At 68.6% G+C, this 20,707-nt stretch carries 22 protein-coding genes; 12 read left to right on the plus strand and 10 right to left on the minus strand.

Annotated features, from left to right (window positions below; translation table 11 throughout):
• Position 1: 1 nt before the first annotated feature.
• From GC106_RS34590 to GC106_RS34600, 3 genes are read left to right on the plus strand one after another with little or no spacing between them, the layout of a single operon-like run.
• The gene (locus GC106_RS34590; protein ID WP_217281345.1) at positions 2 to 595 is read left to right on the plus strand and encodes a potassium-transporting ATPase subunit C; all 594 of its coding nucleotides are present in this window, start codon (positions 2 to 4) and stop codon (positions 593 to 595) included.
• A gap of 26 nt (positions 596 to 621) precedes the next feature.
• A complete protein-coding gene (locus GC106_RS34595; protein WP_173139333.1) occupies positions 622 to 3,168 on the plus strand; it encodes a DUF4118 domain-containing protein in 2,547 nt (848 codons plus the stop codon).
• Entirely contained in the window at positions 3,165 to 3,869 is a 705-nt protein-coding gene (locus GC106_RS34600; protein ID WP_173139335.1) for a response regulator, read from the plus strand. Before GC106_RS34595 ends, GC106_RS34600 begins: the two co-directional genes overlap by 4 nt.
• 49 nt (positions 3,870 to 3,918) lie before the next feature.
• Here GC106_RS34600 and GC106_RS34605 read toward each other — a convergent pair whose 3' ends face one another.
• Positions 3,919 to 4,677: an alpha/beta fold hydrolase gene (locus GC106_RS34605; RefSeq protein WP_246367499.1), complete on the minus strand. Its 759-nt coding sequence runs from the start codon at positions 4,675 to 4,677 to the stop codon at positions 3,919 to 3,921.
• Positions 4,678 to 5,046: 369 nt separating this feature from the next.
• Between GC106_RS34605 and GC106_RS34610 the strand changes: the two genes are divergently transcribed.
• The gene (locus GC106_RS34610; protein ID WP_246367500.1) at positions 5,047 to 5,268 is read left to right on the plus strand and encodes a hypothetical protein; all 222 of its coding nucleotides are present in this window, start codon (positions 5,047 to 5,049) and stop codon (positions 5,266 to 5,268) included.
• 93 nt (positions 5,269 to 5,361) lie between these two features.
• Here GC106_RS34610 and GC106_RS34615 read toward each other — a convergent pair whose 3' ends face one another.
• On the minus strand, positions 5,362 to 5,730 hold the full coding sequence (locus GC106_RS34615) for a CAP domain-containing protein (RefSeq protein WP_173139341.1): 369 nt from the start codon (positions 5,728 to 5,730) through the stop codon (positions 5,362 to 5,364).
• Between GC106_RS34615 and GC106_RS34620 the strand changes: the two genes are divergently transcribed.
• Entirely contained in the window at positions 5,729 to 6,007 is a 279-nt protein-coding gene (locus GC106_RS34620) for a hypothetical protein (RefSeq protein ID WP_173139343.1), read from the plus strand. The genes GC106_RS34615 and GC106_RS34620 overlap by 2 nt on opposite strands.
• A 237-nt stretch (positions 6,008 to 6,244) precedes the next feature.
• On the opposite strand, the gene GC106_RS34625 is transcribed toward GC106_RS34620, so the two are convergent.
• Positions 6,245 to 6,808, minus strand: coding sequence for a hypothetical protein (locus tag GC106_RS34625; RefSeq protein ID WP_173139345.1), 564 nt, complete (start codon positions 6,806 to 6,808; stop codon positions 6,245 to 6,247).
• Between the two features lie 147 nt (positions 6,809 to 6,955).
• On the opposite strand from GC106_RS34625, the gene GC106_RS34630 reads away from it, so the two are divergent.
• Positions 6,956 to 7,249, plus strand: coding sequence for an acylphosphatase (locus GC106_RS34630; protein WP_173139347.1), 294 nt, complete (start codon positions 6,956 to 6,958; stop codon positions 7,247 to 7,249).
• On the opposite strand, the gene GC106_RS49010 is transcribed toward GC106_RS34630, so the two are convergent.
• Positions 7,250 to 7,384 carry a hypothetical protein gene (locus GC106_RS49010; protein WP_281368706.1) on the minus strand — a complete coding sequence of 45 codons (135 nt, stop codon included), beginning with the start codon at positions 7,382 to 7,384 and terminating at the stop codon, positions 7,250 to 7,252.
• A gap of 104 nt (positions 7,385 to 7,488) precedes the next feature.
• On the opposite strand from GC106_RS49010, the gene GC106_RS34635 reads away from it, so the two are divergent.
• The 3 genes from GC106_RS34635 to smc all read left to right on the plus strand — a co-directional run bounded on the left by GC106_RS34635 (position 7,489) and on the right by smc (position 12,450).
• Entirely contained in the window at positions 7,489 to 8,007 is a 519-nt protein-coding gene (locus tag GC106_RS34635; RefSeq protein WP_173139349.1) for a sigma-70 family RNA polymerase sigma factor, read from the plus strand.
• Positions 8,004 to 8,738 (plus strand): anti-sigma factor family protein, encoded by a 735-nt coding sequence (locus GC106_RS34640; RefSeq protein ID WP_173139350.1) that lies wholly within the window; start codon positions 8,004 to 8,006, stop codon positions 8,736 to 8,738. The genes GC106_RS34635 and GC106_RS34640 overlap by 4 nt, the downstream gene beginning before the upstream one ends.
• A 130-nt stretch (positions 8,739 to 8,868) precedes the next feature.
• Positions 8,869 to 12,450, plus strand: a complete 3,582-nt coding sequence (gene smc / locus GC106_RS34645) for a chromosome segregation protein SMC (protein ID WP_173139351.1) — start codon at positions 8,869 to 8,871, stop codon at positions 12,448 to 12,450.
• A 79-nt stretch (positions 12,451 to 12,529) separates the two neighbouring features.
• Here smc and GC106_RS34650 read toward each other — a convergent pair whose 3' ends face one another.
• The 3 genes from GC106_RS34650 to GC106_RS34660 all read right to left on the minus strand — a co-directional run bounded on the left by GC106_RS34650 (position 12,530) and on the right by GC106_RS34660 (position 14,352).
• On the minus strand, positions 12,530 to 13,138 hold the full coding sequence (locus GC106_RS34650) for a GNAT family N-acetyltransferase (protein WP_312873133.1): 609 nt from the start codon (positions 13,136 to 13,138) through the stop codon (positions 12,530 to 12,532).
• A 168-nt stretch (positions 13,139 to 13,306) separates the two neighbouring features.
• On the minus strand, positions 13,307 to 13,705 hold the full coding sequence (locus tag GC106_RS34655) for a hypothetical protein (RefSeq protein ID WP_173139352.1): 399 nt from the start codon (positions 13,703 to 13,705) through the stop codon (positions 13,307 to 13,309).
• An 8-nt stretch (positions 13,706 to 13,713) separates the two neighbouring features.
• Positions 13,714 to 14,352, minus strand: a complete 639-nt coding sequence (locus tag GC106_RS34660; RefSeq protein WP_173139353.1) for a TetR/AcrR family transcriptional regulator — start codon at positions 14,350 to 14,352, stop codon at positions 13,714 to 13,716.
• Positions 14,353 to 14,474: 122 nt separating this feature from the next.
• Here GC106_RS34660 and GC106_RS34665 point away from each other — a divergent pair, with 122 nt between their 5' ends.
• Both GC106_RS34665 and GC106_RS34670 read left to right on the plus strand, forming a co-directional pair.
• A complete protein-coding gene (locus tag GC106_RS34665; RefSeq protein WP_173139354.1) occupies positions 14,475 to 15,605 on the plus strand; it encodes an alpha/beta hydrolase family protein in 1,131 nt (376 codons plus the stop codon).
• 327 nt (positions 15,606 to 15,932) lie between these two features.
• A complete protein-coding gene (locus GC106_RS34670) occupies positions 15,933 to 16,844 on the plus strand; it encodes a GNAT family N-acetyltransferase (protein ID WP_173139355.1) in 912 nt (303 codons plus the stop codon).
• Here GC106_RS34670 and GC106_RS34675 read toward each other — a convergent pair.
• The gene (locus GC106_RS34675) at positions 16,812 to 17,945 is read right to left on the minus strand and encodes a helix-turn-helix domain-containing protein (RefSeq protein WP_173139356.1); all 1,134 of its coding nucleotides are present in this window, start codon (positions 17,943 to 17,945) and stop codon (positions 16,812 to 16,814) included. The genes GC106_RS34670 and GC106_RS34675 overlap by 33 nt on opposite strands.
• 52 nt (positions 17,946 to 17,997) lie before the next feature.
• Positions 17,998 to 19,173: a YncE family protein gene (locus GC106_RS34680; RefSeq protein ID WP_173139358.1), complete on the minus strand. Its 1,176-nt coding sequence runs from the start codon at positions 19,171 to 19,173 to the stop codon at positions 17,998 to 18,000.
• 148 nt (positions 19,174 to 19,321) lie between these two features.
• On the opposite strand from GC106_RS34680, the gene GC106_RS34685 reads away from it, so the two are divergent.
• On the plus strand, positions 19,322 to 20,011 hold the full coding sequence (locus tag GC106_RS34685) for a YceI family protein (protein WP_173139360.1): 690 nt from the start codon (positions 19,322 to 19,324) through the stop codon (positions 20,009 to 20,011).
• Here the strand turns inward: GC106_RS34685 and GC106_RS34690 are convergent.
• Positions 20,008 to 20,649, minus strand: coding sequence for a TetR/AcrR family transcriptional regulator (locus tag GC106_RS34690; protein ID WP_173139362.1), 642 nt, complete (start codon positions 20,647 to 20,649; stop codon positions 20,008 to 20,010). The genes GC106_RS34685 and GC106_RS34690 overlap by 4 nt on opposite strands.
• Positions 20,650 to 20,707 lie beyond the last annotated feature (58 nt).

The raw sequence follows: 20,707 nt of genomic DNA on the forward strand, positions 1-20,707 counted from the left end.
GATGGTAAGGCAAGCATGGGCCGGGTTGCGGATTCTGATCGTCCTGACGACCCTCACCGGCGTCCTCTACCCGCTCGGTGTCTGGGCGGTGTCCCGGGTTCCGGGCCTGCACTCCACCGCCGAGGGCTCGATCATCAGCCAGAACGGCCGGAACGTCGGCTCGGGGCTGATCGGTGTCGATCCTGTCGCTCAGGACCCGGAGCACGACCCGTGGTTCCACACCAGGCCGTCCGCCCTGGCGCAGGACCCGCTCGGGCCGGCCGACCCGTCCAGCTCAGGAGGATCCAACAAGGGCGCGGCCAATGACGACTACGTCAAAGTCGTGCGGGAGCGCAAGGACGCGATCGCCAGGAGGGAGGGCGTGGACCCCGCGCGGGTTCCGGCCGACGCGGTGACGGCGTCCGCTTCGGGCCTGGACCCGCAGATCAGCCCGGCGTACGCGCATCTTCAGGCACCGCGCGTGGCCAGGGAGAACGGCCTGACGCCGGCCCAGGTCGACCGCTTGATCAGCGAGAACACCAGCCAGGGGATCGGTGATCCGGGCGTGAATGTGCTCAAACTCAACCTGGCCGTACAGGCCATGAAGCGCGGGTGAGCACCTCCAGAGCGCACACTGGCGACGTGGACTACAAGCGTCGTCGCGGTGAGCTGCGGATCTACCTGGGTGCCGCACCCGGTGTCGGCAAGACCTTCGCCATGCTCGGCGAGGCCCACCGGCGCCGGGAGCGCGGCACCGACGTGGTGGTCGGCCTGGTCGAGACGCACAGCCGGGCCAAGACCGCGGAGCTGCTCACCGGCCTGGAGGTGATGCCGCGGCAGCACTTCGAGCACCGCGGCATGCGGGTGGACGAGCTGGACGTGGCCGCTGTGCTGGCCCGCGAACCGGAAGTCGCGGTGGTCGACGAGCTCGCGCACACCAACGTCCCCGGTTCCCGCAACGGCAAGCGCTGGCAGGACGTGGAGCAGTTGCTGGACGCCGGGATCGACGTGCTGTCCACGGTGAACGTGCAGCACCTGGAAAGCCTGAACGACGTGGTCGAGCGGATCACCGGGGCGCGCCAGCAGGAGACCGTGCCCGACGAGGTGGTCCGCCGGGCCGAGCAGATCGAACTGGTCGACATCACGCCGGAGGCGCTGCGCAGAAGGCTCGCGCACGGCAACGTCTACCCGGCGCACAAGATCGACGCCGCGCTGGCCAACTACTTCCGGCCCGGCAACCTGACGGCGTTGCGCGAGCTGGCTTTGTTGTGGGTGGCCGACCAGGTGGACGTGGCGCTGCGGCGGTACCGCGCGGAGAAGGACATCACCGACACCTGGGAGGCCAGGGAACGGGTGGTCGTCGCGATCACCGGCGACACGGAGAGCGAGACGCTGATCCGGCGCGGCAGCCGGATCGCGGCCCGGGCCGGGGCCGAGCTGATGGTCCTGCACATCCTGCGGGGCGACGGCCTCGCCGGGGTGAGCCCGGGTGCGTTCAGCAAGCTGCGCAAGCTGACCGACGACGTCGGCGCGACGTTCCACACGGTCGTCGGCGACGACGTGCCGACCGCGATGCTCGACTTCGCCCGCGGGGTGAACGCGACCCAGCTCGTGGTCGGGACCTCGCGGCGGTCCCGGCTGGCCAGGGTGTTCGACGAAGGCATCGGCGCGGCCGTGGTGCAGCGGTCCGGGCCGATCGACGTGCACATGGTCACGCACGAGGAATCGGGTGGCCGGCTGCGCGCGACGCTCGCCCGCAGCCCGATCTCCCGGCGCCGCCGGATCATCGGCTGGACGTTGGCCATGGTGCTGCCCGCGCTGGCGACGGCGATCGGTGTCTGGTTGCGGCAGGACCTGCTGCTGTCGACGAACGTGATCGACTACTTCCTGGCGACCGTCGTCGTCGCCCTGGTCGGCGGGCTGGGACCCGCGCTGTTCGCGTCGATTCTCAGCGCCGCGCTGTTGAACTTCTTCTTCACCGAGCCGTTCTTCACGCTGACCGTGGACGCCCAGCAGAACGTCGTCACGCTCGTGGCGATGGTGGTCGTCGCGGTCATGGTCGCGGTGGTGGTGGACCGTGCGGCACGACGAGCCGAGCTGGCGGCCCGCGCCCGTACTGAGGCCGCGCTGCTGGCCTCGTACTCCCGGACCGTGCTGACGCACGACAATCCGCTCGACCGCCTGCTGGACAAGGTCAGGGAGAACTTCGGGCTGCATTCGGTGGCGCTGCTGGAGAAGACCGACGGCGTGTGGCACCGGGTGGCGTGCCGGGGGGAGCGCCCGTGTGACGAGCCCGACGAGGCCGATGTGGACATTCCAGTCACGACGGACGTGCATTTGGCCTTGCGCGGCCGGGCATTGCCCGCGCACGACCGTCGAGTCCTTGAGGCGGCAGCGGGACAGGCGCTGCTCGCCCTGCGTCAGCAGCGGATGGCCGCTCAGGCGGACCAGGCACGACGCCGTGCGGAGACCACCGAGTTGCGGACCGCGCTGCTTTCGGCCGTGGGACACGATCTGCGTACGCCGCTGACGTCGATCAAGGCCGCCGTAGGCAGCCTGCGCGCACCCGACCTGACGTTGTCCGAGCAGGACACGGCCGAACTGCTGGAAACCGTCGAGGAGTCCGCCGACCGGCTCACCGGCCTGGTGGACAACCTGCTCGACTCGTCCAGGCTGGCGACCGGCGCGGTCGAGCCGCGGATGAAGGCGGTCGGCTACTACGAGGTCGTGGCCCGAGCCCTGTCCGGTGTGGATGGCAGAAACGAGATCGCGGTCGACGTGGACGAGCGGCTGCCGCTGGTCAGGGCCGACGTCGGCCTGCTTGAACGGGTGATCGCCAACGTGGTGGACAACGCGTTGCGGCATGGGACTTTGGTGCCGCGCCGCAACGTCGACGTGGACGGTGACGGCCGCGTGAGCGTGGACGAACCGTCGATCGCGCTGCGGGCGAGCGCGTACGGCGACCACGTCGAACTGTGGGTGGTCGACCACGGGCCGGGCCTGCCGAAGGGCACGTCCGCAACGGTCTTCCAGCCGTTCCAACGGCTCAACGACCGGGGTACCGGCGTCGGGCTCGGGTTGTCCGTGGCGAAGGGCTTCACCGAGGCGATGGGTGGCACGATCAGAGCCGAGGACACGCCGGGCGGCGGGCTGACCGTCGTGATCTCACTTCCGGAGGCGAAGTCATGACGAAGGTACTCGTGGTCGACGACGAGCCGCAGATCGTGCGTGCGCTGCGGATCAACCTCTCGGCCCGCGGCTACCAGGTGATCACCGCGCACGACGGCGCCGCCGCGCTGCGTGCGGCCGCCGAGGGCAAGCCGGACGTGGTCGTGCTCGACCTCGGCCTGCCCGACATCGACGGCACCGAGGTGATCGCCGGGCTGCGCGGCTGGACCACCGTGCCGATCATCGTGCTGTCCGCGCGTACCGACTCCGGCGACAAGGTCGAGGCACTGGACGCTGGCGCGGACGACTACGTGACCAAACCGTTCGGCATGGACGAGCTGCTGGCCCGGCTGCGCGCCGCCGTCCGCCGCTCCACAGTGGCCGGGCCAGGCGACGAGCAGGCGGTCGTGGACACGGGCTCGTTCATCGTGGACCTGGCGGCGAAGAAGGTGCTCAAGGAGGGCGCCGAAGTGCACCTGACGCCGACCGAGTGGGGCGTGCTCGAGGTGCTGGTCCGCAACAAGGGCCGGTTGGTGGCGCAGAAGCAGTTGTTGCAGGAGGTCTGGGGCCCCGCGTACGCCGCGGAGACCCACTACCTGCGGGTGTACCTGGCCCAGCTGCGGCGCAAGCTGGAACCGATGCCGTCCCAGCCGAAGCACCTGCTGACCGAGCCAGGCATGGGATACCGCTTCGAGACCATAACCCCAGCTCAACCCTCGTGAGTGTTTATCCGGGTTAGAACACGGATAAACACTCACGAGGGTGTGGTCCTCAATGCTGGTAGAACTCGGTGAGCGCGGCCGCGAGCACCTCGTTCGGAAGGCCGTGCCACTCGCCTTCGAGGCGCTTGTGCACGGCATCCGGGATCAGCCGGGCCACTTCCTCGACGCCGTCGTGCATTTCCTTGCCCGTCGCCGTGCTGTCGAGCACGAGAGTGGGCGCCGGGACCGCCGCGATGTGGTCCTGCGTCGTGGTTCCCGCGATCGTCCAGTCGTACGGGTAGGTGTGGGCGATCTTCTCCAGGGCGGGCTTGATCGGGGCCATCTGGGCCATGATGTCCTCCGGCACGCCGATCACGGTGTGGAAGAGATCCACGGCTTCGCCACGTTTGCCTTCCGCGACAAGGGTTTCCAGCTGTGCCCGGATCGTGTCGTCGTGTTCGTCGGAGCCGCCGTACGGCGGCTCGAACACCGCGAGGCGGGTGATCGGCAGTCCACTCGCGGCCGCTCGGATGGCGAGCAGCGCACCGGACGACCATCCGTAGACCGAGGCCTGGCCGCCCGCGGCTTCGATCACGGCGGCGAGGTCCTCGATTTCGCGTTCCACCGCGTACGGCTGGGTGTCCGTGCTCAGGCCCCGGCCTCGGCGGTCGTAGGTGTAGGTGGTGAAGCCTTGCTCGGCGATCAGGTCGGCCAGCGGACGCAGCGAGTTGAAGTCGCGGTGACCGCCCGCCGCGTCGACGAGCACAACGGCGGGTCCGCTGCCCGCGCTCTCGTAAGCGATCTTGGTGCCGTCCGCCGAATGTGTCATGCCCATGACGGTGTCCTCTCTCGTCGTGCTGTTGATGACTGAGACTGTGGGCGCGGCGGAAACTCATCGCTGGTCCGAAAGGGTTGTGTCGATAACGTCCCGGTTACAGGTGATCACACGATTGGGCGGTTTTTGTTGCTGTGGACCAGACCATCCCGAGATATTTTCATGTGTGGAGGGCCTGTTCGCCAGCGACGACGAAGAAGGTGAGCAGTGTGAATGAGTGCCCAGTCTGCCTCGGGTCGGGAATGGCGCCGAATCGCAAGGACTATTGTCGGGCCTGTGGCGGTGTCGGCCAGGTTCCCAAGTGAGTGCCCGATGTGCCGGGGGGAAGGTGTGCTGCGGTGGCGGCAGCCTTGCCTCGACGGGGTGCTGCGCGATCTGGAGCACCCCTGCCCGAACGGCTGCGGCCAGGGCGGGCGCCGACCGGCAGGGAAGAACCACCAGGTGATCGAGGTTGCCGGGGATCTCGGCGACGACGAGCGGGACAGGCCGGCGCGCCGGCGTGGCCGCGCCGATCAGGCCAACGACGTCGGCGGTGAGTTCGTCGCGACCGCGTTGGAAGCCTGGGGATTCAGCGACCGGGATTGATCGTTTTCCGCGAAGCCGCCGAGACGGCGTGCGCCTCGGCGGCTTTGTCGTGCCGGTGCACCGTGCACGTCATCGATCGGGCGCTTCCCTTTTTCAGAAGCCGAAATTCTGCACCCAGTAGAAGCCGTTCGTGTCCAGGCCGACGCCGATCGTCCGGAACCCGCAGCGCAGGATGTTCTCGCGGTGTCCCTCGGACCTCATCCAGCTTTCCATCACCTGCCTGGCGGAGCGCTGGCCCTGGGCGATGTTCTCGCCGCCGGGGCTGGGATATCCCTCCGCGCGGATCCGGTCGGCGAAGGACCGGCCGTCCTTCGAGGTGTGCGAGAAGTACCTCTGCGAGGCCATGTCGGTGCTGTGCTTCTGCGCCGCGCTCGTCAACCGGGCGTCCACGGTGAGGGAACCGCACTGCGGGACGAACTGCCTGCGCACGTCGTTGACCATCTGCACGACCTCGGCCGCCATGCCGGCGTTCGGGGAGGCCGTCTGCGTCGGGGACGGAGCCGGCTTCTCCGGCTGCGTCGGGGACTGTGGCGGCGGGGGTGCCGCGGGGCTGCTCGGCTGTTGCGAGGCGGAGCTTGAGGAGGGCGGGGCTGAGGAACTGCTCGCCGCGGTGCTCGACGAAGTCGTCGGGGACGTCGAGCCGGGGACCGAGGCGGACCCGGGCGCGGCTGCCAGCGCCGTGGCCGAGTCGGTGGGCGGGATGGAGCCCGTCTGTCTGGCGTTGTTGGCGCCGTTGTAGCCCATCGCCATCGGGACCTGGGGGGAGTCGCCTTGGGGTAAGGCCAGGATGGTCGCCCCGCCCGCGATCGCCGCACCTGCGGCGAGCGCGGCGAGACTTACCATGATCGTGGCGCGTCGGGGTCGCGTTTCACTCACGGTCGCGCAACGTACCACTAACGGGTGATCTTCACACCCTTTCGGGTTGTTCCCGTTGGTATCGGCTGCTCAGCGTGTTTTTACCGCATTCAGCGGATGTTCAGCCAGTCGGAGGTGTCGTCGGACTCGTCGGCGTGGTGGGGGTCGTGGGAGTGCTGGACGACGGCGGCATGGTGACGCTCGTGGGCGGGTTCTGCTGCGTCGGCGACGTGTTCGGCGGAGGCGTCGAGCCGCCACCGCCACCACCCGGGTTGGGCGGCGGCTGGTTCGGCTGACCAGCGGGCTGGCTGGGCTGATGCCCCGGCTGGTTCGACTGGCCCGGCTTGTTGGGCTGGGCGGGCCTGTTCGACGGCGAACCGCCCGGCGACGGCGCGCCGGACGAGGTCTCCGTGCTGGACGTGTCCGTCACCGGGATGTCGGTCGTGGCGGTCTCGGGCAGCGGCGTCGCGCTGCGGGGCGCGTTGACCTGGGACACGGGAGTCTGCGACGTGCCGCCGCCCGGCTGGGCCTCACCGCCACCCGCGACGGCGAAACTGGCCAGTGCCGCACACGCGGTCGCGACGCCGACACCGGCGGCCGCGAGCAGCGCGTAGGAACGCTTCATGCCGGACGCCGGGTGCTCAGCCGGGGGCTGGACCTCGGTCCGCTCGGGTGTTTCGGCCATGCGGGGGGCTCCTCCTCGCAGACACGCCGTCAGTCGGGAGTGTGCGAATTCCTGTCCGGCCCCGAGTGGGACGAACAGGGCGTCACGGCCCGGTAACGTACCACTACCGAACGAGGCCTGTTCGATGCGCCTGCGATCATTCGGGGCATGCCATCAACCGCCGATCAGCCTACGGTGCGACTGACCGCTTGGGTGCACGGGCACGTTCAGGGAGTCGGTTTCCGCTGGTGGACGCGGGCACGCGCGCTCGAGCTCGGCCTTGTCGGAGGTGCTCGCAACCTTCAGGACGGCCGGGTGGAGGTGGTCGCCGAGGGAGCCAAAGCGCACTGTGAGCAGCTGCTCGCCGTGCTGCGCGGCGGAGGTTCACCCGGTCGTGTGGACACGGTCGTGGAGCGGTGGTCCGAGGCGCGTGGCGGCCTCATCGGGTTCGTAGAACGTTAACTAGTAACCACCGGACTGCTCGGTGCCCTGGTCGTCGGACGCCGGGCCGTCGGTGGGGGTGCACGCGGCGAAGACGATCGTCGCCAGCACGCCGATGAGCGCGCCCACGGCACGCGCCGCGATGCTGTAGTTCATGCGTCTCGCTCCTTCCTCGGGTTCGCTTCTTTCACGTCCTGAACTTCACGAAGGTTCACCCGGCTGACTTGAACCGAGCGCGGTGACCGGGCGTAATAGACGCCGTGGGGAACACCCCCGAGCAGAGCGATGAACTGATTCGCGAGCTCTACGACAAGTACCGCCGACCGTTGCTGGCCTACGCGCTGCGCTCGGTCGGTGGCGATCTGCAGCGGGCGGAGGACGTGGTTCAGGAGACGTTGTTGCGTGCGTGGCGTAACGCCGACACGTTGAGCGTCGATCAGGCCGGGCCGTGGCTGTACACGGTGACCCGGAACCTGATCGTCTCCGGCTACCGTCGGCAGGGTGCGCGGGTCACCGAGGTGCCGATGCCCGCTCAGGACCTCCCGCATACCGACGACGACTTCGACCGGGTACTGCAGAGCTGGCAGATCGCCGAGGCGATGCGCGCGCTGAGCAAGGAGCACCGCGCGGTGATCGGCGAGCTGTTCTTCCGCAGGCGCACGGTGGCCGAGGCGGCGTCCGTGCTCGGCATCCCGCCGGGCACGGTCAAATCGCGGTCGTTCTACGCGCTACGGGCGTTGCGCGACGCACTGGAGGAACGGGGGGTGACCGAGCCGTGACCTGCCGTCAGACCGTCTCGCTCGGCGCCTACTTGCTTGGCGCGCTCGACCCGGCCGACCGGCCGGCGTTCGAACGGCACCTGGACGAGTGCCCGATCTGCACTGCCGAGATGCTCCGGCTCGCGCCCCTGCCCGGCCTCCTGCAACGTGTCACGCCCGAGGACTTCGAGGCCGTCCAGCAGATGGACCGGCCTGGGGCCGACCCGGCCGGTCCTGACGCGGCCGGCCCCGGGCCGGTCCCGCCGGAGCTGGTCACCCAGTTGCCGGTGATCGAGGCGTCCCCGCCCGTCATGGAGCCCGAGCCGCAGGAGCGGGCGGGTTGGTGGCGGCGACGCGGCGTCGCGTTGGCCGCGGCGGCCGCCGTGGTCCTGCTGGCGCTGGGCGGCGTGGTCATGTTCCGGCCGGCGCAAGACGGCGGGTCGACCGCGATCCAGGTGACGTGGACCGCGACCGACCCGACGACCGGGGTGCACGGGCGGGTCGACCTGACCGGTCACCCGTGGGGTACCGAGGTCAAGGTCTCGATGCAGGACGTCCCGGCCGGCCGCAAGATCTGCCACCTGGTCGTCTACAGCCGGGACGGCCGCCGCGAGGAGGCGGGCAAGTGGTCCGCGGACTACTACCGCGAGGTCACCGCCATCCCCGGCAGCAGTTCGATCAAGCTGACCGACATCGACCGGGTCGAGGTCGTCGCCGCGGGTGGCGTGCTCGTCGGCATGCAGTCGCGGTAAGCCGGGCATCCGGGCTGGTCAGTGCCGTGCCCCCGCGACGCGGGGAGCCCGCCTGCGCGGATCGCCGGGCCCGCCCGGGTACCCTCGGCGGGATAGACGTGCCAGCTTCCAGCGAGAGGTCGACCGTCACGTGCACCTCAAGAGCCTGACGCTGAAGGGCTTCAAGTCCTTCGCCTCAGCGACGACGCTGCGCTTCGAACCGGGGATCACCTGTGTCGTCGGGCCCAACGGGTCCGGCAAGTCGAACGTGCTCGACGCGCTGAGCTGGGTGATGGGGGAGCAGGGCGCGAAGTCGCTGCGCGGCGGCAAGATGGAGGACGTCATCTTCGCCGGTGCGGGCGGCCGTCAGCCGCTCGGCCGGGCCGAGGTCACGCTGACCATCGACAACTCCGACGGCGCGCTGCCGATCGACTACTCCGAAGTCTCGATCACCCGCCGGATCTTCCGGGACGGCGCCAGCGAGTACGAGATCAACGGCAACACCTGCCGCCTGATGGACGTGCAGGAACTGCTGTCGGACTCCGGCATTGGCCGGGAGATGCACGTCATCGTCGGCCAGGGCCAGCTCGGCGCGATCCTCGAGTCGAAGCCGGAAGGCCGCCGGGCGTTCATCGAAGAGGCCGCCGGTGTGCTCAAGCACCGCAAGCGCAAGGAGAAGGCGCTGCGGAAGCTGGACGCGATGCAGGCCAACCTGACGCGCCTGACGGACCTGACCGCCGAGCTGCGGCGTCAGCTCAAACCACTGGGCAAGCAGGCCGAGATCGCCCGGCGCGCCCAGGTCGTGCAGGCCGAGCTGCGGGACGCGCGGCTGCGGCTGATCGCTGACGACCTGGTCAGCGCGCGGCATGAACTGGCCAAGGAAGAGGCCGACGAGGCCACCGCCCGCGCCAAGCGCGGTGAGACCGAGCGGGCCCTGCAGTTCGCCCAGGCCGAGCAGAACGAGATCGAAGCGAGCCTGGCCGAGGACGCCCCGGCGCTGAACGCGGCCCAGGACGCCTGGTACCGGCTGTCCGCGCTGGCCGAGCGGCTGCGCGGCACGGTCCGGCTGGCCGCCGAACGCGCCCGGCACCTCTCCGACGAGGGCGAACGGCAGAACCAGGGCAAGGACCCGGAACTGCTCGAAGCCGAGGCCGAGGAGGCCGCCGAGCTGGAGGTCGAGCTCGCGGAAGGCGTCGAGATGGCCCGTGAGGCGCTGTCCGAGGCGTTGGCGCGGCGCTCCGAGCTGGAAAGCGCGGTGGCCGAGGCCGAGAAGGCGCACATCGCCGCCGTCCGCGCGATCGCCGACCGCCGGGAGGGCCTGGCCCGGCTGGCCGGTCAGGTCGAAGCGCTGCGCAGTAAGACGAGTGCGACCGCCGAGGAGATCGAGCGGTTGTCCACCACCTTGGCCGAGGCCGAGGAGCGCGCCGAGATCGCCGCGACCGAGCTGGCCGAGACCGAGCTGGAGACCGGCGTCGAGGACTCCGACGACGAGTCCCTGCAAAGCAGGCACGACCAGGCCGTCTCGGCGGCCGCGCAGGCCAAGGCGCGGGTGGACGAACTCGTCGCCGCGGAACGCAAGGCGGAGCGGGAGATCGCTTCGTGGCGGGCCCGGGTGGACGCGCTTTCGCTTGGCCTGAGCCGGAAGGACGGCGCGGGCGCGCTGCTGGCGGCCGGCCACCGGCTGCCCGGCCTGCTCGGGTCGATCGCGGCTTTGCTGACCGTGCGGCCCGGTGCCGAGGTCGCGTTGGCCGCGGCGCTCGGCCCGATCGCCGACGCCGTCGCGGTCGCCGGTGGTGACGACGCGCTGTCGGCGTTGTCCCTGTTGCGGGACAACGACGCCGGCCGCGCGGGGATCGTCATCGGCGGTGGTCCGTCTACTGTGGATCGCTCGGCGTGGCCGTACCTGCCTGATGGTGCGCAGTGGGCCGTGGACCTGGTGCGGTGCCCGGAAGCCTTGCGCCCGGCCATGGAACGCGCGCTGGACCGCGTTGTCGTCGTCTCGGACCTTGGCACCGCACGGCAGATCGTCGCCGCGCACCCGACGGTGCGGGCCGTCACCAGGGACGGTGACCTGCTCGGTTCCGACTGGGCGGTCGGTGGTTCCGGTCGCAGTGAGAGCGTGATCGAGGTCCAGGCGGCGGTCGACGAGGCCAACGACAAGCTGACCTCTTTCGAGCACACCCTCGCGGAAACCGTTGGGGCACTTGCCGGGGCACGGGCCGAACAGGAAGCGCGGCGCAACGAGGTCAACGCGGCCAAGGAAGCGTTAAGCGAAGCCAGGGTCCGCCGGGCCCGCTCCGGTGAGCGGATCGCCCGGATGCGCCAGGCGGCCAACGCTGTGCGGGCCGAGGTCGACCGAATCCGCAACCAGCGCGCCAAAGTCGAGCAGACCAGGGAGGACCAGCTCACCAAACTGGCCGAGTTGGAGGAGCGCCTGGTCGGTGCCCAGGAACAGCCGCTGGACGACGAACCCGACTCGCGCGTCCGCGACGAGGCCGTGGCCCAGCTGAACACCGCGCGCCAGCAGGAAATGGACGCGCGCCTGGCGTTGCGTACCGCCGAGGAACGTGCGCGCGCGGTCGCGGGTAAGGCCGAAGGACTGCGTCGTGCGGCTCGTCAGGAGCGCGAGGCTCGCGAACGGCACGAGCGCGCCCGCCAGGCGCGGGCGCGCGGCAAGCGCGTGGCCGACGCCGTGGTCGAGGGCGGTGAGCTGGCCATCGAGCGCATCGAGATCTCGTTGCAGCGCGCCGCGGCCGCACGGGACGAGGTCGCGTCCCGCCGGACCCAGCGCGAGGCGGCGTTGCTCGACGTCCGCGGCCGGGTCCGTGAACTGTCGACCGAGCTGGAGAAACTGACCGACGCCGTGCACCGCGACGAGGTGCTGCGCGCCGAGCAGCGGCTGCGGATCGAGCAGCTGGAGACCAAGATCGCCGAGGACTTCGGCATGGGCCTGGACGACCTGGTCCTGGAGTACGGCCCGGACCGGCCGATCCCGCCGCCCGCCAACGAGATCGCGGAGTACGAGGCGGCCAAGGAGCGCGGCGAGGACGTGATCCGGCCGCCGTCGACGCCGTACGACCGCGACACCCAGCAGCGCCGGGCCAAGAAGGCCGAACGGGACCTGGCCCTGCTCGGCAAGGTGAACCCGTTGGCGCTGGAGGAGTTCGCCGCGCTGGAGGAGCGGTACAAGTTCCTGTCCACGCAGCTGGAAGACCTCAAGGCGACCCGGCGTGACCTGCTGACGGTCGTCAAGGAGGTCGACGACAAGATCCTCGAGGTCTTCGCGTCGGCCTACGAGGACGTGGCGCGCGAGTTCGAGATCGTGTTCAACACGCTGTTCCCCGGCGGGGAAGGGCGGATGCTGCTGACCGATCCCGACGACATGCTGACCACCGGCGTGGACGTCGAGGCACGGCCGCCGGGCAAGAAGATCAAGCGGCTGTCCCTGCTGTCCGGTGGTGAGAAGTCACTGGTGGCGGTGGCGATGCTGGTGGCCATCTTCCGCGCCCGGCCCTCGCCCTTCTACGTGATGGACGAGGTCGAGGCGGCGCTGGACGACACGAACATGCGCCGGCTGATCGGCCTGTTGCAGGAGCTCCGGGCAACCTCGCAGCTGATCATCATCACGCACCAGAAGCCCACCATGGAGATCGCCGACGCGCTCTATGGCGTCAGCATGCGCGGTGACGGCGTCACCCAGGTGATCTCACAGCGGTTGAACAACAAGGGCTAAGCACTCCCAGGCAAGCCAGTTTCCCTGTGCGGCACTCACGCACTCGCGAACTCGCCACGGTGGACGGTTCCGATGTCGTTCAACCATTCAGTTTCACGATCAGCGCCTCGTACACCGGCGCATCGTCGAACGGCTGCAAGTCACCCAGTTTGTACCAGCCCCAGTTGAGGTAAGCCGTGCGTGCCGGAATGTTGTCGGGCCGCACCAAGAGCGTGGCTCGTTCCTCCGGACGGTCGTGAAGCAGGGCATTATGAAGGGCATGGGCGTAACCGCGGCGGCGAAACTCTGGCAAGACCATCAATTCGTTCACCGCGAACGTCCGACGGCCGTCTTCATCGAGCAGCGAATGGTCGATCTCGCCACGGAATCCGTTCCACCACCGAGCGTCCGGCGGCAGCGTATGGCCCAAGGTGTAGCCCACCAGTACATCACCGACATGCCCAGTGACCAGAGAAAAGCCATCTCTGGCAGCGTAAGCCTCCAGCCGTTGCCAGAACCGCTCGACTGTGAAGAACGGATTGGCCAGCCTGTCTGCGTACACTTCGCGATAGACATCGAGCAGCGCGTCGCGTTGCCTCCGCATGTGCACGGAGTCGTGGCGGCGCGTGGTCAACTCAGCAGACATCTTCATCGTCGACCTCTTCGCATCGGGTTGATCTGAACCAGGGACCGGTCGACCTTCGATCACGATGGGCAAGAGAACAGTATCCGCCAAGTTGCCCGTACTGACACCGCAACTCGGCGGGGGATCGTCTTGCCTGCTCAGCCGGAACGTCCTTCGACAGAGCCGGTACGCCCGGTTCAAAGCGCTCGACGTGTCGAACCCGTGTGAGTACGGCTTTGGTGGGTGGGCACGTTACCCGGCATACGGTTGGCGTCCGTGATCGCCTTGCAGGAACGCCAGTGCCTGGCTCCACACCTCGGGCAGTTCCGGGTCCCGCGTGGTCCACGTGGTGGATCGCAGTGTGCCGCGGTTGCGGTACGTGCGCATGATCTCGCGGTGTTCCGGCAGCGCGACGAAGGCCCGCAGCGCTTTGCCGTTCTGCCATAACGAGACGGAGCCGCACCGGCGTCTCAGCGGCTCCGCCCAGAGCCAGTGCCCGACGGCACCTTCGAGGCCGGGCCACAACCGTGCGAGACGTGTTCCGGCGAGGTGGATCCCCGGCATGTCCCTGAGGTGGTCGGCGGTGAAGTCGGTGACGCTGACGAGCACCTCACCGCTTCGGCCGGCCGGTCCGGAAGTCCAGGATTTCACCACTGTTCTCAGTCCTTCGGCAGGAGAGCGGGATCGGTGGTTAGGGCGCGCAGCCGGTCGAGGACGGCTCGCCGGGCGCGGGTGAAGGTGGCATCGCGGTCGACGAGCCGAGAGTGGATCACTGTGGACTCGCCCAGCGCGTCGATCTCGTAGGCGAGTTGGGCGGTGTCGATGTGGTCCGGGAGTTCGCCGAGGGCCACGGCCTCGTCGATCAGTGACCGGATGAACTCCAGCCAGTCATGCAGCGAAGCGGCGGTCCGGGCGTGCACGGTGCCTGGCCGGTCGTCGAATTCGGTCTGTGCGGCGAGGAAGAAACAGCCGCCGGGCAACATGCCGTCCGCATAGAAGGCCAACCGTGCCTCATGGAGTGCGAACACCCTGCGCACGCCGGGCGGGGTGCGCAGGGCAGGCGCCATGACGCAGTCGGTCCACTGACGACGTGCCCAGTCGATGGTGTCGAGCTGCAGTCGCTCTTTGTCCTTCCAGTGTGCGAACAGCCCGGATTTGCTCGTGCCGAGGTGTTCGGCGAGCTGTCCGAACGACAGGCCCTCCAGTCCGTGCACCGAAGCCAGGGCTACGGCGGCATCCAGCACTGTTGCCCTCGTGCGCTCGCCGCGTGCCAGACGGCCGTCTCGCTCGTTCGTCATGACGGCGACCCTACACTAAAAAACCGATCGATCGGTTTTATTTTTTGCCGCGAGGAGTCATCCCCGGGGCTGACGTTCCCGGGCCTGATGTGCGTGGCCTGTCCTCCCGGCAGGCTGCGCCCATGCGGAAAGTCATCCTTCTGGCGTTGGTGTTGCTGGTGCTGGGCGGCGGCACTGTGCCCGCGCACGCCTCGACCCTGGAGTTGCCCGAGCCGACCGGACGGCATCGTGTGGGCGTGACCGAGTTGCATCTGGTGCAGCACGGCCGGTCTGACCCGTGGTTTCCTGATGAGACAAGGGAATTGATGGTGAGCGTGTGGTATCCCGCGTTCCCCGTCGGCCGCCGTGCGTCCTATGTCCCGCCAGCGCTGGCCAAGTACTACGAGATCGAGCCGCCGGTGGGGATTCGCACGGACTGGGGCGCGATCCGGGCCAACGCCTTCGTCAACGCGCCTTCCCTGCCTGGGAAGTTCCCGGTGGTGCTCTACTCGCCGGGCGTCGGCAACTCCCGGACGATGGGCACGATCCTGGCCGAGGAACTGGCCAGCCGCGGATATGCCGTGGTCACCGTCGACCACACCTATGAGGCCGCGGTCGAGTTCCCTGGCGGAAAGGTCAGGACCGACAAGGTCTTCGACCTGCCCATCGAGGACCCCGCCGAGATCGAGAAGGCCAAGCAGCGCCTGATGGACGCCCGCGAGCACGACGTCCGGTTCGTCCTGGACAAGCTGAGCGGGCTGAAGATGCTCGACCTGTCCCGGGTCGGCATGGTCGGCCATTCCGGCGGTGGTGTCACCGCTGCCCGGGTGATGCAGGTGGACAGGCGCGTCGACGCGGGCATCAACATGGACGGCTGGTTCTCGTTCGGCTACAACCGGCCCGAACTCGGGGTGGACCGCCCGTTCATGTTCATGGGAGCCGGGTCTTCGCCACAACAGCCGCCGCTGTACGGAAAGCCGCGGACCCATCTGTCCGAACCGGACTGGCGGACGTTCTGGGACGCGTCCACCGGCTGGCTGCTCGACCTGAACTTCCCAGCGGGCAGGCACTACACGTTCACCGACGCGCAATGGCTGCTGCCCAAGCTGGGCGGTGACCACACCGGCCTGATCGGCACGGTGGACCCGGCCGGTGCGATCGACGCCCAACGCGCCTACATCGCGGCGTTCTTCGACGAGCATCTCAGGAAACGGCCGCAACCACTGCTCGCCGGGCCGTCGCCGCGTTACCCGGACGTCTCGTTCATCCGCTGAGCTACTTCGGCGTCGGGAACGTGATCCGGGCTTAGGCCGTGTTTCAAATGCCCGATCGCGATAGCCGGGCCGGATGCGGCCCCTGACGCCACCGCGGGACCGCCCAAAGACAACCAGTATTCGCGGCGATCCCGCGGCGACGCCAGGAACCGCCCCGATCCCGACTCTCATCGACCGGGACATTCGAAACACGACCTAGGGCGCGTCGCCTGTCCGGTCCAGGTCAGCCTGCGTTTCGTGCATCCGGGCAACCGTCAATGAAGCGGCGTTCACTAACAAGCCGGTAAACCAGATGCGCACAGCCGTTCAGAAGTTCAGGATTCCGTCATGACAGAAATCCGTCCGGCTACGCGGGGCGACCTGCCCGCAGTCGTGTCGCTCGTCGCACGCCTGCAGGCCGACCCCGCGCACCACATCGGTTTCTTCGGGTACACCGAAGAGGAAATCGCTGACGAGCTGGCCGGAGTCGACCCCGAATGGCAAGCGGGCGCCCTGCTGGCCTTCCGGTCCAGCGGCGCGCTGTGCGGCGTGCTGAGCACCGACGTCAACGCCGAAGTCGGGCGTGGCTGGCTGTACGGCCCGCATATCGACCTGCCCACCGGCCACCCAGCCACCCCGCAGGCGTGGCACAGCACCGCGGACAAGCTCTACGAGGCCGCGCTCAAGCTACCCCACCTGCGGAACATCCGTGACCTGAATCTCTACGGCCACACCGAGCACCGGGAGCTCGCCGAGTTCGCCAGGCGGCACGGCTTCGAACGGGAGACTGCCACCTGGATCTTCACGTTGAAAGGCGCCGACCTGAGGTCCATGCTGACCCAGGAGTGCGAGAAGGTCGAACGGCTGCCCGCGGACGGCAGCATGAACGCCCAGTTCGCCGACCTGTTCGGCCGATGTTTCCCCGACACGACGAACACGGCTCAACAGCTGCTGGACAACGACAAGCACATGGTCGTCGCCCTCCGGCAGGCGGACGGCAAGCTCGCCGGGTTCGCCGCGGGCTATACGCAGGAGAGCGAGCACCTGGTGGACTATGTGGCCGTCGAACCCGACATGCGGTGTGTCGGAGTCGGCAGGCGGGTCGTCCAGGGCCTGCTGTGCGAGCTGGACGCCGGGAACGGCGCCAAATCACAGGCCGCCGCGGTGGTGCGTGTCGACAATCACTCCTCGGCCACGATGTTCCGGCGGCTCGGCTTCGACGCCGAGCTAGAGCTTGTCGCCTACCGGCGAAAGCCATGACTGCAAAGCCCACCACCAGCGCAACGCGTGCGCGAGCGAGCCGTTGCCGTTCGGCGTCGGGTCGAACGAGGTCAGCTCGGCCATCCGGCGAAGCCGGTGTTTGACGGTGTTCGGGTGCACGTGCAGGGCACTGGCCACCAGATCGGTCCGGCCGCCGTGTTCCAGGTACGCCAACGCCGTCTTGGCCAGCAACCGGTGGAACTCGTCGTCATGATCCAGCCCGGCCAGGTGTTCCGCGGCGAGCATCCGCCCTAACGCCGGATGGGTGTCCACGCTCAACGGCAGAGCGAGCGAAGTCAGGTGCTGCAGGCCGCGCAGATTGCGCCGGCGCGCCGAGGCGAGCGCCGTCTGACAGAGCCGGTACGCGCCGGCCAGTTCCGCGGCGGGCACAGCGGGCGCCGCGACGAGCAGGATGTCGAACTTCTTCTCGGGTAACCGCCCGCTGACCGCGCACAGGTAGCCGTCCACCATGCCGCACAGACCGTCGGCGGTCGTCAACGCGGCTTCGAACTGCCGCGCCTCCCGCGGCGCGCTGACGTCCGCGATGACGCAGTGGTAGCGCTTGCGGGGATCGAGGCCGACCGCGGCGGCGTTGCCCGTCGGTCCCTTGTGGAGCAGGCTGCGCAGTGCCTGCAGCCGGACGGCGTGCGTCGTCCTGGTCAGGCTCAGCTCGGTCTCCCGGTAGACGTGGACGAGCCGGTTCTGCATCTCGTTGGCCATCGCGTCCAGTTCGATCAGGCACTCGAACACCTCGGCCGGCTCGATCTCGGTCCCGGCCGTCCGCTCGAAGATCTGGGTCATCACGTAGTGCCTGCCCGCCTGGAAGCCCTCCAGCAGGGACGCGAGCGGGATGCCCTGGAGCGCACGGTCCTCGGCCAGCCGGTCGGCGACGTGGATGCTGTCGCCGAGCTCGACGCCGTCGATGTACGCCGAGGACACCGCGGCCATCAGCGCGGCGATATGCCGTTGCACGTCCTGTTGGGGCAGCGCGGCGACCAGGGCCGACTTGGCTCTGGCCGCCGCGGTGACGCCTTCGACGGTGTCCGGCTCGGCACGCATCTGTTCCATCAGCCGACGCAGCTTTGTCCGACCAGCAGGCATCCTTGCCTCCTCGCGCAACCTTCAAGGGTGAAGGTATTGCGAGAAGGACAGATCAGCCAAATGCCGCGACTGCTTCCTGGCTGAGCACGCCGAGCCGTTCGCGCTGCGGGAAGTGCCCGACCGGGATCTGGGCGACCTCCTTGGCGGTGGCGTAGTCGACGACCGAGATGGCGTTGCGGTTGCTGAGCGACACCAGGCAGTACTTGCCGTCCAGACTGGTCGTCGACCAGTACGGCAGGGCGTCGGTCGGGTAGTGCACGTATCCCTTGGCCGTCAGGCCGGGCCGGTCGAGGATGACCGTGTAGTCGTCGATCGTGCCCGCGGCGCAGATCCGGTCACCGGAGTACGCCATGCCGTGGTGCGCGGAGTTCTGCGGGTAGTCGTCCGGGTTCATCTGCGCGGCCTTCTGGCTGTACGGCAGTTCGACGGTCCGCACGATCCGGCCCGCCTGCAGGTCGTACTCGACCAGGCCGTTGAGGTACGAAAGCTGCGCGTACATCGTCTTGTTGTCCGGCATGAACAGCGCGGGACGGATGCCGTAGTCGAACTGGTAGGTGCGTTTGACCGTCCAGGTCGCCGGGTCCACGGCGGTCAGCTGGCGCTTGCCCTTGGCCCAGTTGAAGGCCTTGATCAACGACGTGGTGCCGATGCTGGAGTTGTACAGCGTCTTGTTGTCCGGCGCGTAGTCGTTGCCGTGCGGGTACGTCCCGGTGGGGAAGCTCTTGAGGATGGCGCCGGTCCTGGTGTCGTAGACGTGCGCCTTCTCCACGGTCAGCGCGGAGACGATGAACTGGGTGCCGTCCGGCGAGATCGCGGCGTGGTCCGCCTTGAAGCCCTCGACCTTGGTCCGCCACAGCTGGCGCTTGCTCGCCACGTCGTACGCGACCACGTCGGCGAGATTGCCCCGGGAGACGTACAGCGTCCTGCCGTCCGGTGACATGGCGACGTCGTCGACGAACTTCTTGTAGCCCTGGATCGCGTTCACCGTCTCGTACCCGATCCGTTCGATCGGGTTCATCGCGGCGAGCCGCTGCTCGAGGTCGGGAATCGCGTTGAGGGTGCCGATCACCTGGAACGTGTGACCGTCGAGGAAGCTGACCGTGCCCGCCTGCGCGTTGCCGACCAGCACGACATCTTTGAGCTGTTGCGCCTGCGCCGCCGCCGGGACAACGCCGGTCAGGGCGACGACCACGCCCGCCGCTGCGGCCACCAGCCGCTTGGAGCGCATGGAATCTCCTCTCCATCGAGATTCACTCCGGGTGACAAGTCTGTTTTCCGGGGTGACCGTGCGCCAAGAGCCGGTAGACCAACGTGCGGGCCGGAGAATGTCCGAAAAAGCCAATGAACCGGACTGGACCGAGCGGCGTAGTACCGGCATGGGCAGATTCAAGCGGCACTGGAAAGCGTGGCTGATCGGCGCGATCGCGCTGGGACTGCTGGCGTTCGTCGGCGGGCCGTGGTTCTACATCAACGTGCTCTCCGACCCTCCTGCCCAGGAGCTGGCTCTGGGTGAGGGGCAGCAGGGCGGTGGCGAGGCGGTGCCGGTCGACGGCACGTGGACGGTGTCGGAGGGATCACAGGCGGGCTACCGGGTGCAGGAGATCCTGTTCGGCCAGGACACCACCGCGGTCGGCCGGACGGGCAAGGTGACCGGCACGGCCGCGCTCAGCGGTACCCGGATCACCAGCGGCGAGGTCACGGTGGACATGGCGTCGGTGGCGACCGACAAGAGCGGGCGCGACGAGCAGTTCCGCAACAACATCATGTCGGTGTCCCAGTTCCCGACGTCGACCTTCGCGCTGCGGGGACCGGTCGACTTCGGGTCCGTCCCCGCCGCCGGGCAGAAGGTGTCCGTCAAGGCGGCCGGCCAGCTCACGCTGCGCGGCGTCGGCAAATCGGTTCAGGTGGACCTGAGCGTGGTCCGCAACGCCGACACCATCCAGGTGCAGACCAGCATCCCGGTGAAGTTCGCCGACTACAGCATCCCGGACCCAGGCATCCCCGGCATCGACATCGAGGACAACGGCATCATCGAGGTCCTGCTCAACCTCAGGAAGACGACTTAGGCCGGTGCGGTGATGGCGGCGACCGCCAGCCGGGTGACCTCGGTGCAGAGGTCGTCCAGCGGCCTGCTGCGGTTGTGCATGGACCAGTAGTACACCAGTTCGTTGACCGCGCCGATGAACGCGACGGCCGTCAGGTGGAAGTCGCGCGGCGCGGCCTCCCCTCTTCGTACGGCCCGCTCGGCCTCCGCGACGAGGGACTCGACGATGCGTTCCCGCCAGCTCAGCCGGTGCTGTTCGACGGCCGGGCTGACCCCGACGACCTCGACGTACGCCAGGCGCGTCCACTTCGGATCGCTGGACGTCGTCGTGATGTACGCCCGCACCATCTTCCCGACGCGCTCGCGCAGCGGATCGTCCTCGCTGCCTGCCAGCGCGGCGAGTGCGTTCGCCATGGCCCGTTCGGTGATGCGGTCGTGTAAGGCGACCAGCAACGCCTCCCTGCCGGGGAACTCCTCGTAGAAGTTCCTGGTGGACACACTCGCCGTCGCACACAGCCGTTCGATCGAGGTGGCCGCGTAGCCCTCGGAGCCGAACAGTTCGAGCCCGGCCTCCATCAGGCGTTCGTGCCGTTCGGCTCGCCGTTGCGCATCGGACCTGCCGCCGTAGTGTCTTCGCGGCGCACGCGTGGTGCCGGTCATGCCGTTCCCTCCCAAAGGTGCTCCCACAATAGACGCCCCGGGCCTGGGAGAGGGGTTC

It is taken from the genome of Kibdelosporangium persicum (assembly GCF_013280595.1).
Lineage (GTDB): Bacteria > Actinomycetota > Actinomycetes > Mycobacteriales > Pseudonocardiaceae > Kibdelosporangium > Kibdelosporangium persicum.

Coding starts and splice junctions, on each gene's coding strand:
- GC106_RS34590 (WP_217281345.1), top strand. CDS start 2: ATGGTAAGGCAAGCATGGGCCGGGTTGCGGATTCTGATCGTCCTGACG.
- GC106_RS34600 (WP_173139335.1), top strand. CDS start 3,165: ATGACGAAGGTACTCGTGGTCGACGACGAGCCGCAGATCGTGCGTGCG.
- GC106_RS34605 (WP_246367499.1), bottom strand. CDS start 4,677: ATGACACATTCGGCGGACGGCACCAAGATCGCTTACGAGAGCGCGGGC.
- GC106_RS34620 (WP_173139343.1), top strand. CDS start 5,729: ATGCCGGCGTTCGGGGAGGCCGTCTGCGTCGGGGACGGAGCCGGCTTC.
- GC106_RS34615 (WP_173139341.1), bottom strand. CDS start 5,730: ATGGCGGCCGAGGTCGTGCAGATGGTCAACGACGTGCGCAGGCAGTTC.
- GC106_RS34625 (WP_173139345.1), bottom strand. CDS start 6,808: ATGGCCGAAACACCCGAGCGGACCGAGGTCCAGCCCCCGGCTGAGCAC.
- GC106_RS34630 (WP_173139347.1), top strand. CDS start 6,956: ATGCCATCAACCGCCGATCAGCCTACGGTGCGACTGACCGCTTGGGTG.
- GC106_RS49010 (WP_281368706.1), bottom strand. CDS start 7,384: ATGAACTACAGCATCGCGGCGCGTGCCGTGGGCGCGCTCATCGGCGTG.
- GC106_RS34660 (WP_173139353.1), bottom strand. CDS start 14,352: ATGACGAACGAGCGAGACGGCCGTCTGGCACGCGGCGAGCGCACGAGG.
- GC106_RS34665 (WP_173139354.1), top strand. CDS start 14,475: ATGCGGAAAGTCATCCTTCTGGCGTTGGTGTTGCTGGTGCTGGGCGGC.
- GC106_RS34670 (WP_173139355.1), top strand. CDS start 15,933: ATGACAGAAATCCGTCCGGCTACGCGGGGCGACCTGCCCGCAGTCGTG.
- GC106_RS34675 (WP_173139356.1), bottom strand. CDS start 17,945: ATGCCTGCTGGTCGGACAAAGCTGCGTCGGCTGATGGAACAGATGCGT.
- GC106_RS34680 (WP_173139358.1), bottom strand. CDS start 19,173: ATGCGCTCCAAGCGGCTGGTGGCCGCAGCGGCGGGCGTGGTCGTCGCC.
- GC106_RS34685 (WP_173139360.1), top strand. CDS start 19,322: ATGGGCAGATTCAAGCGGCACTGGAAAGCGTGGCTGATCGGCGCGATC.
- GC106_RS34690 (WP_173139362.1), bottom strand. CDS start 20,649: ATGACCGGCACCACGCGTGCGCCGCGAAGACACTACGGCGGCAGGTCC.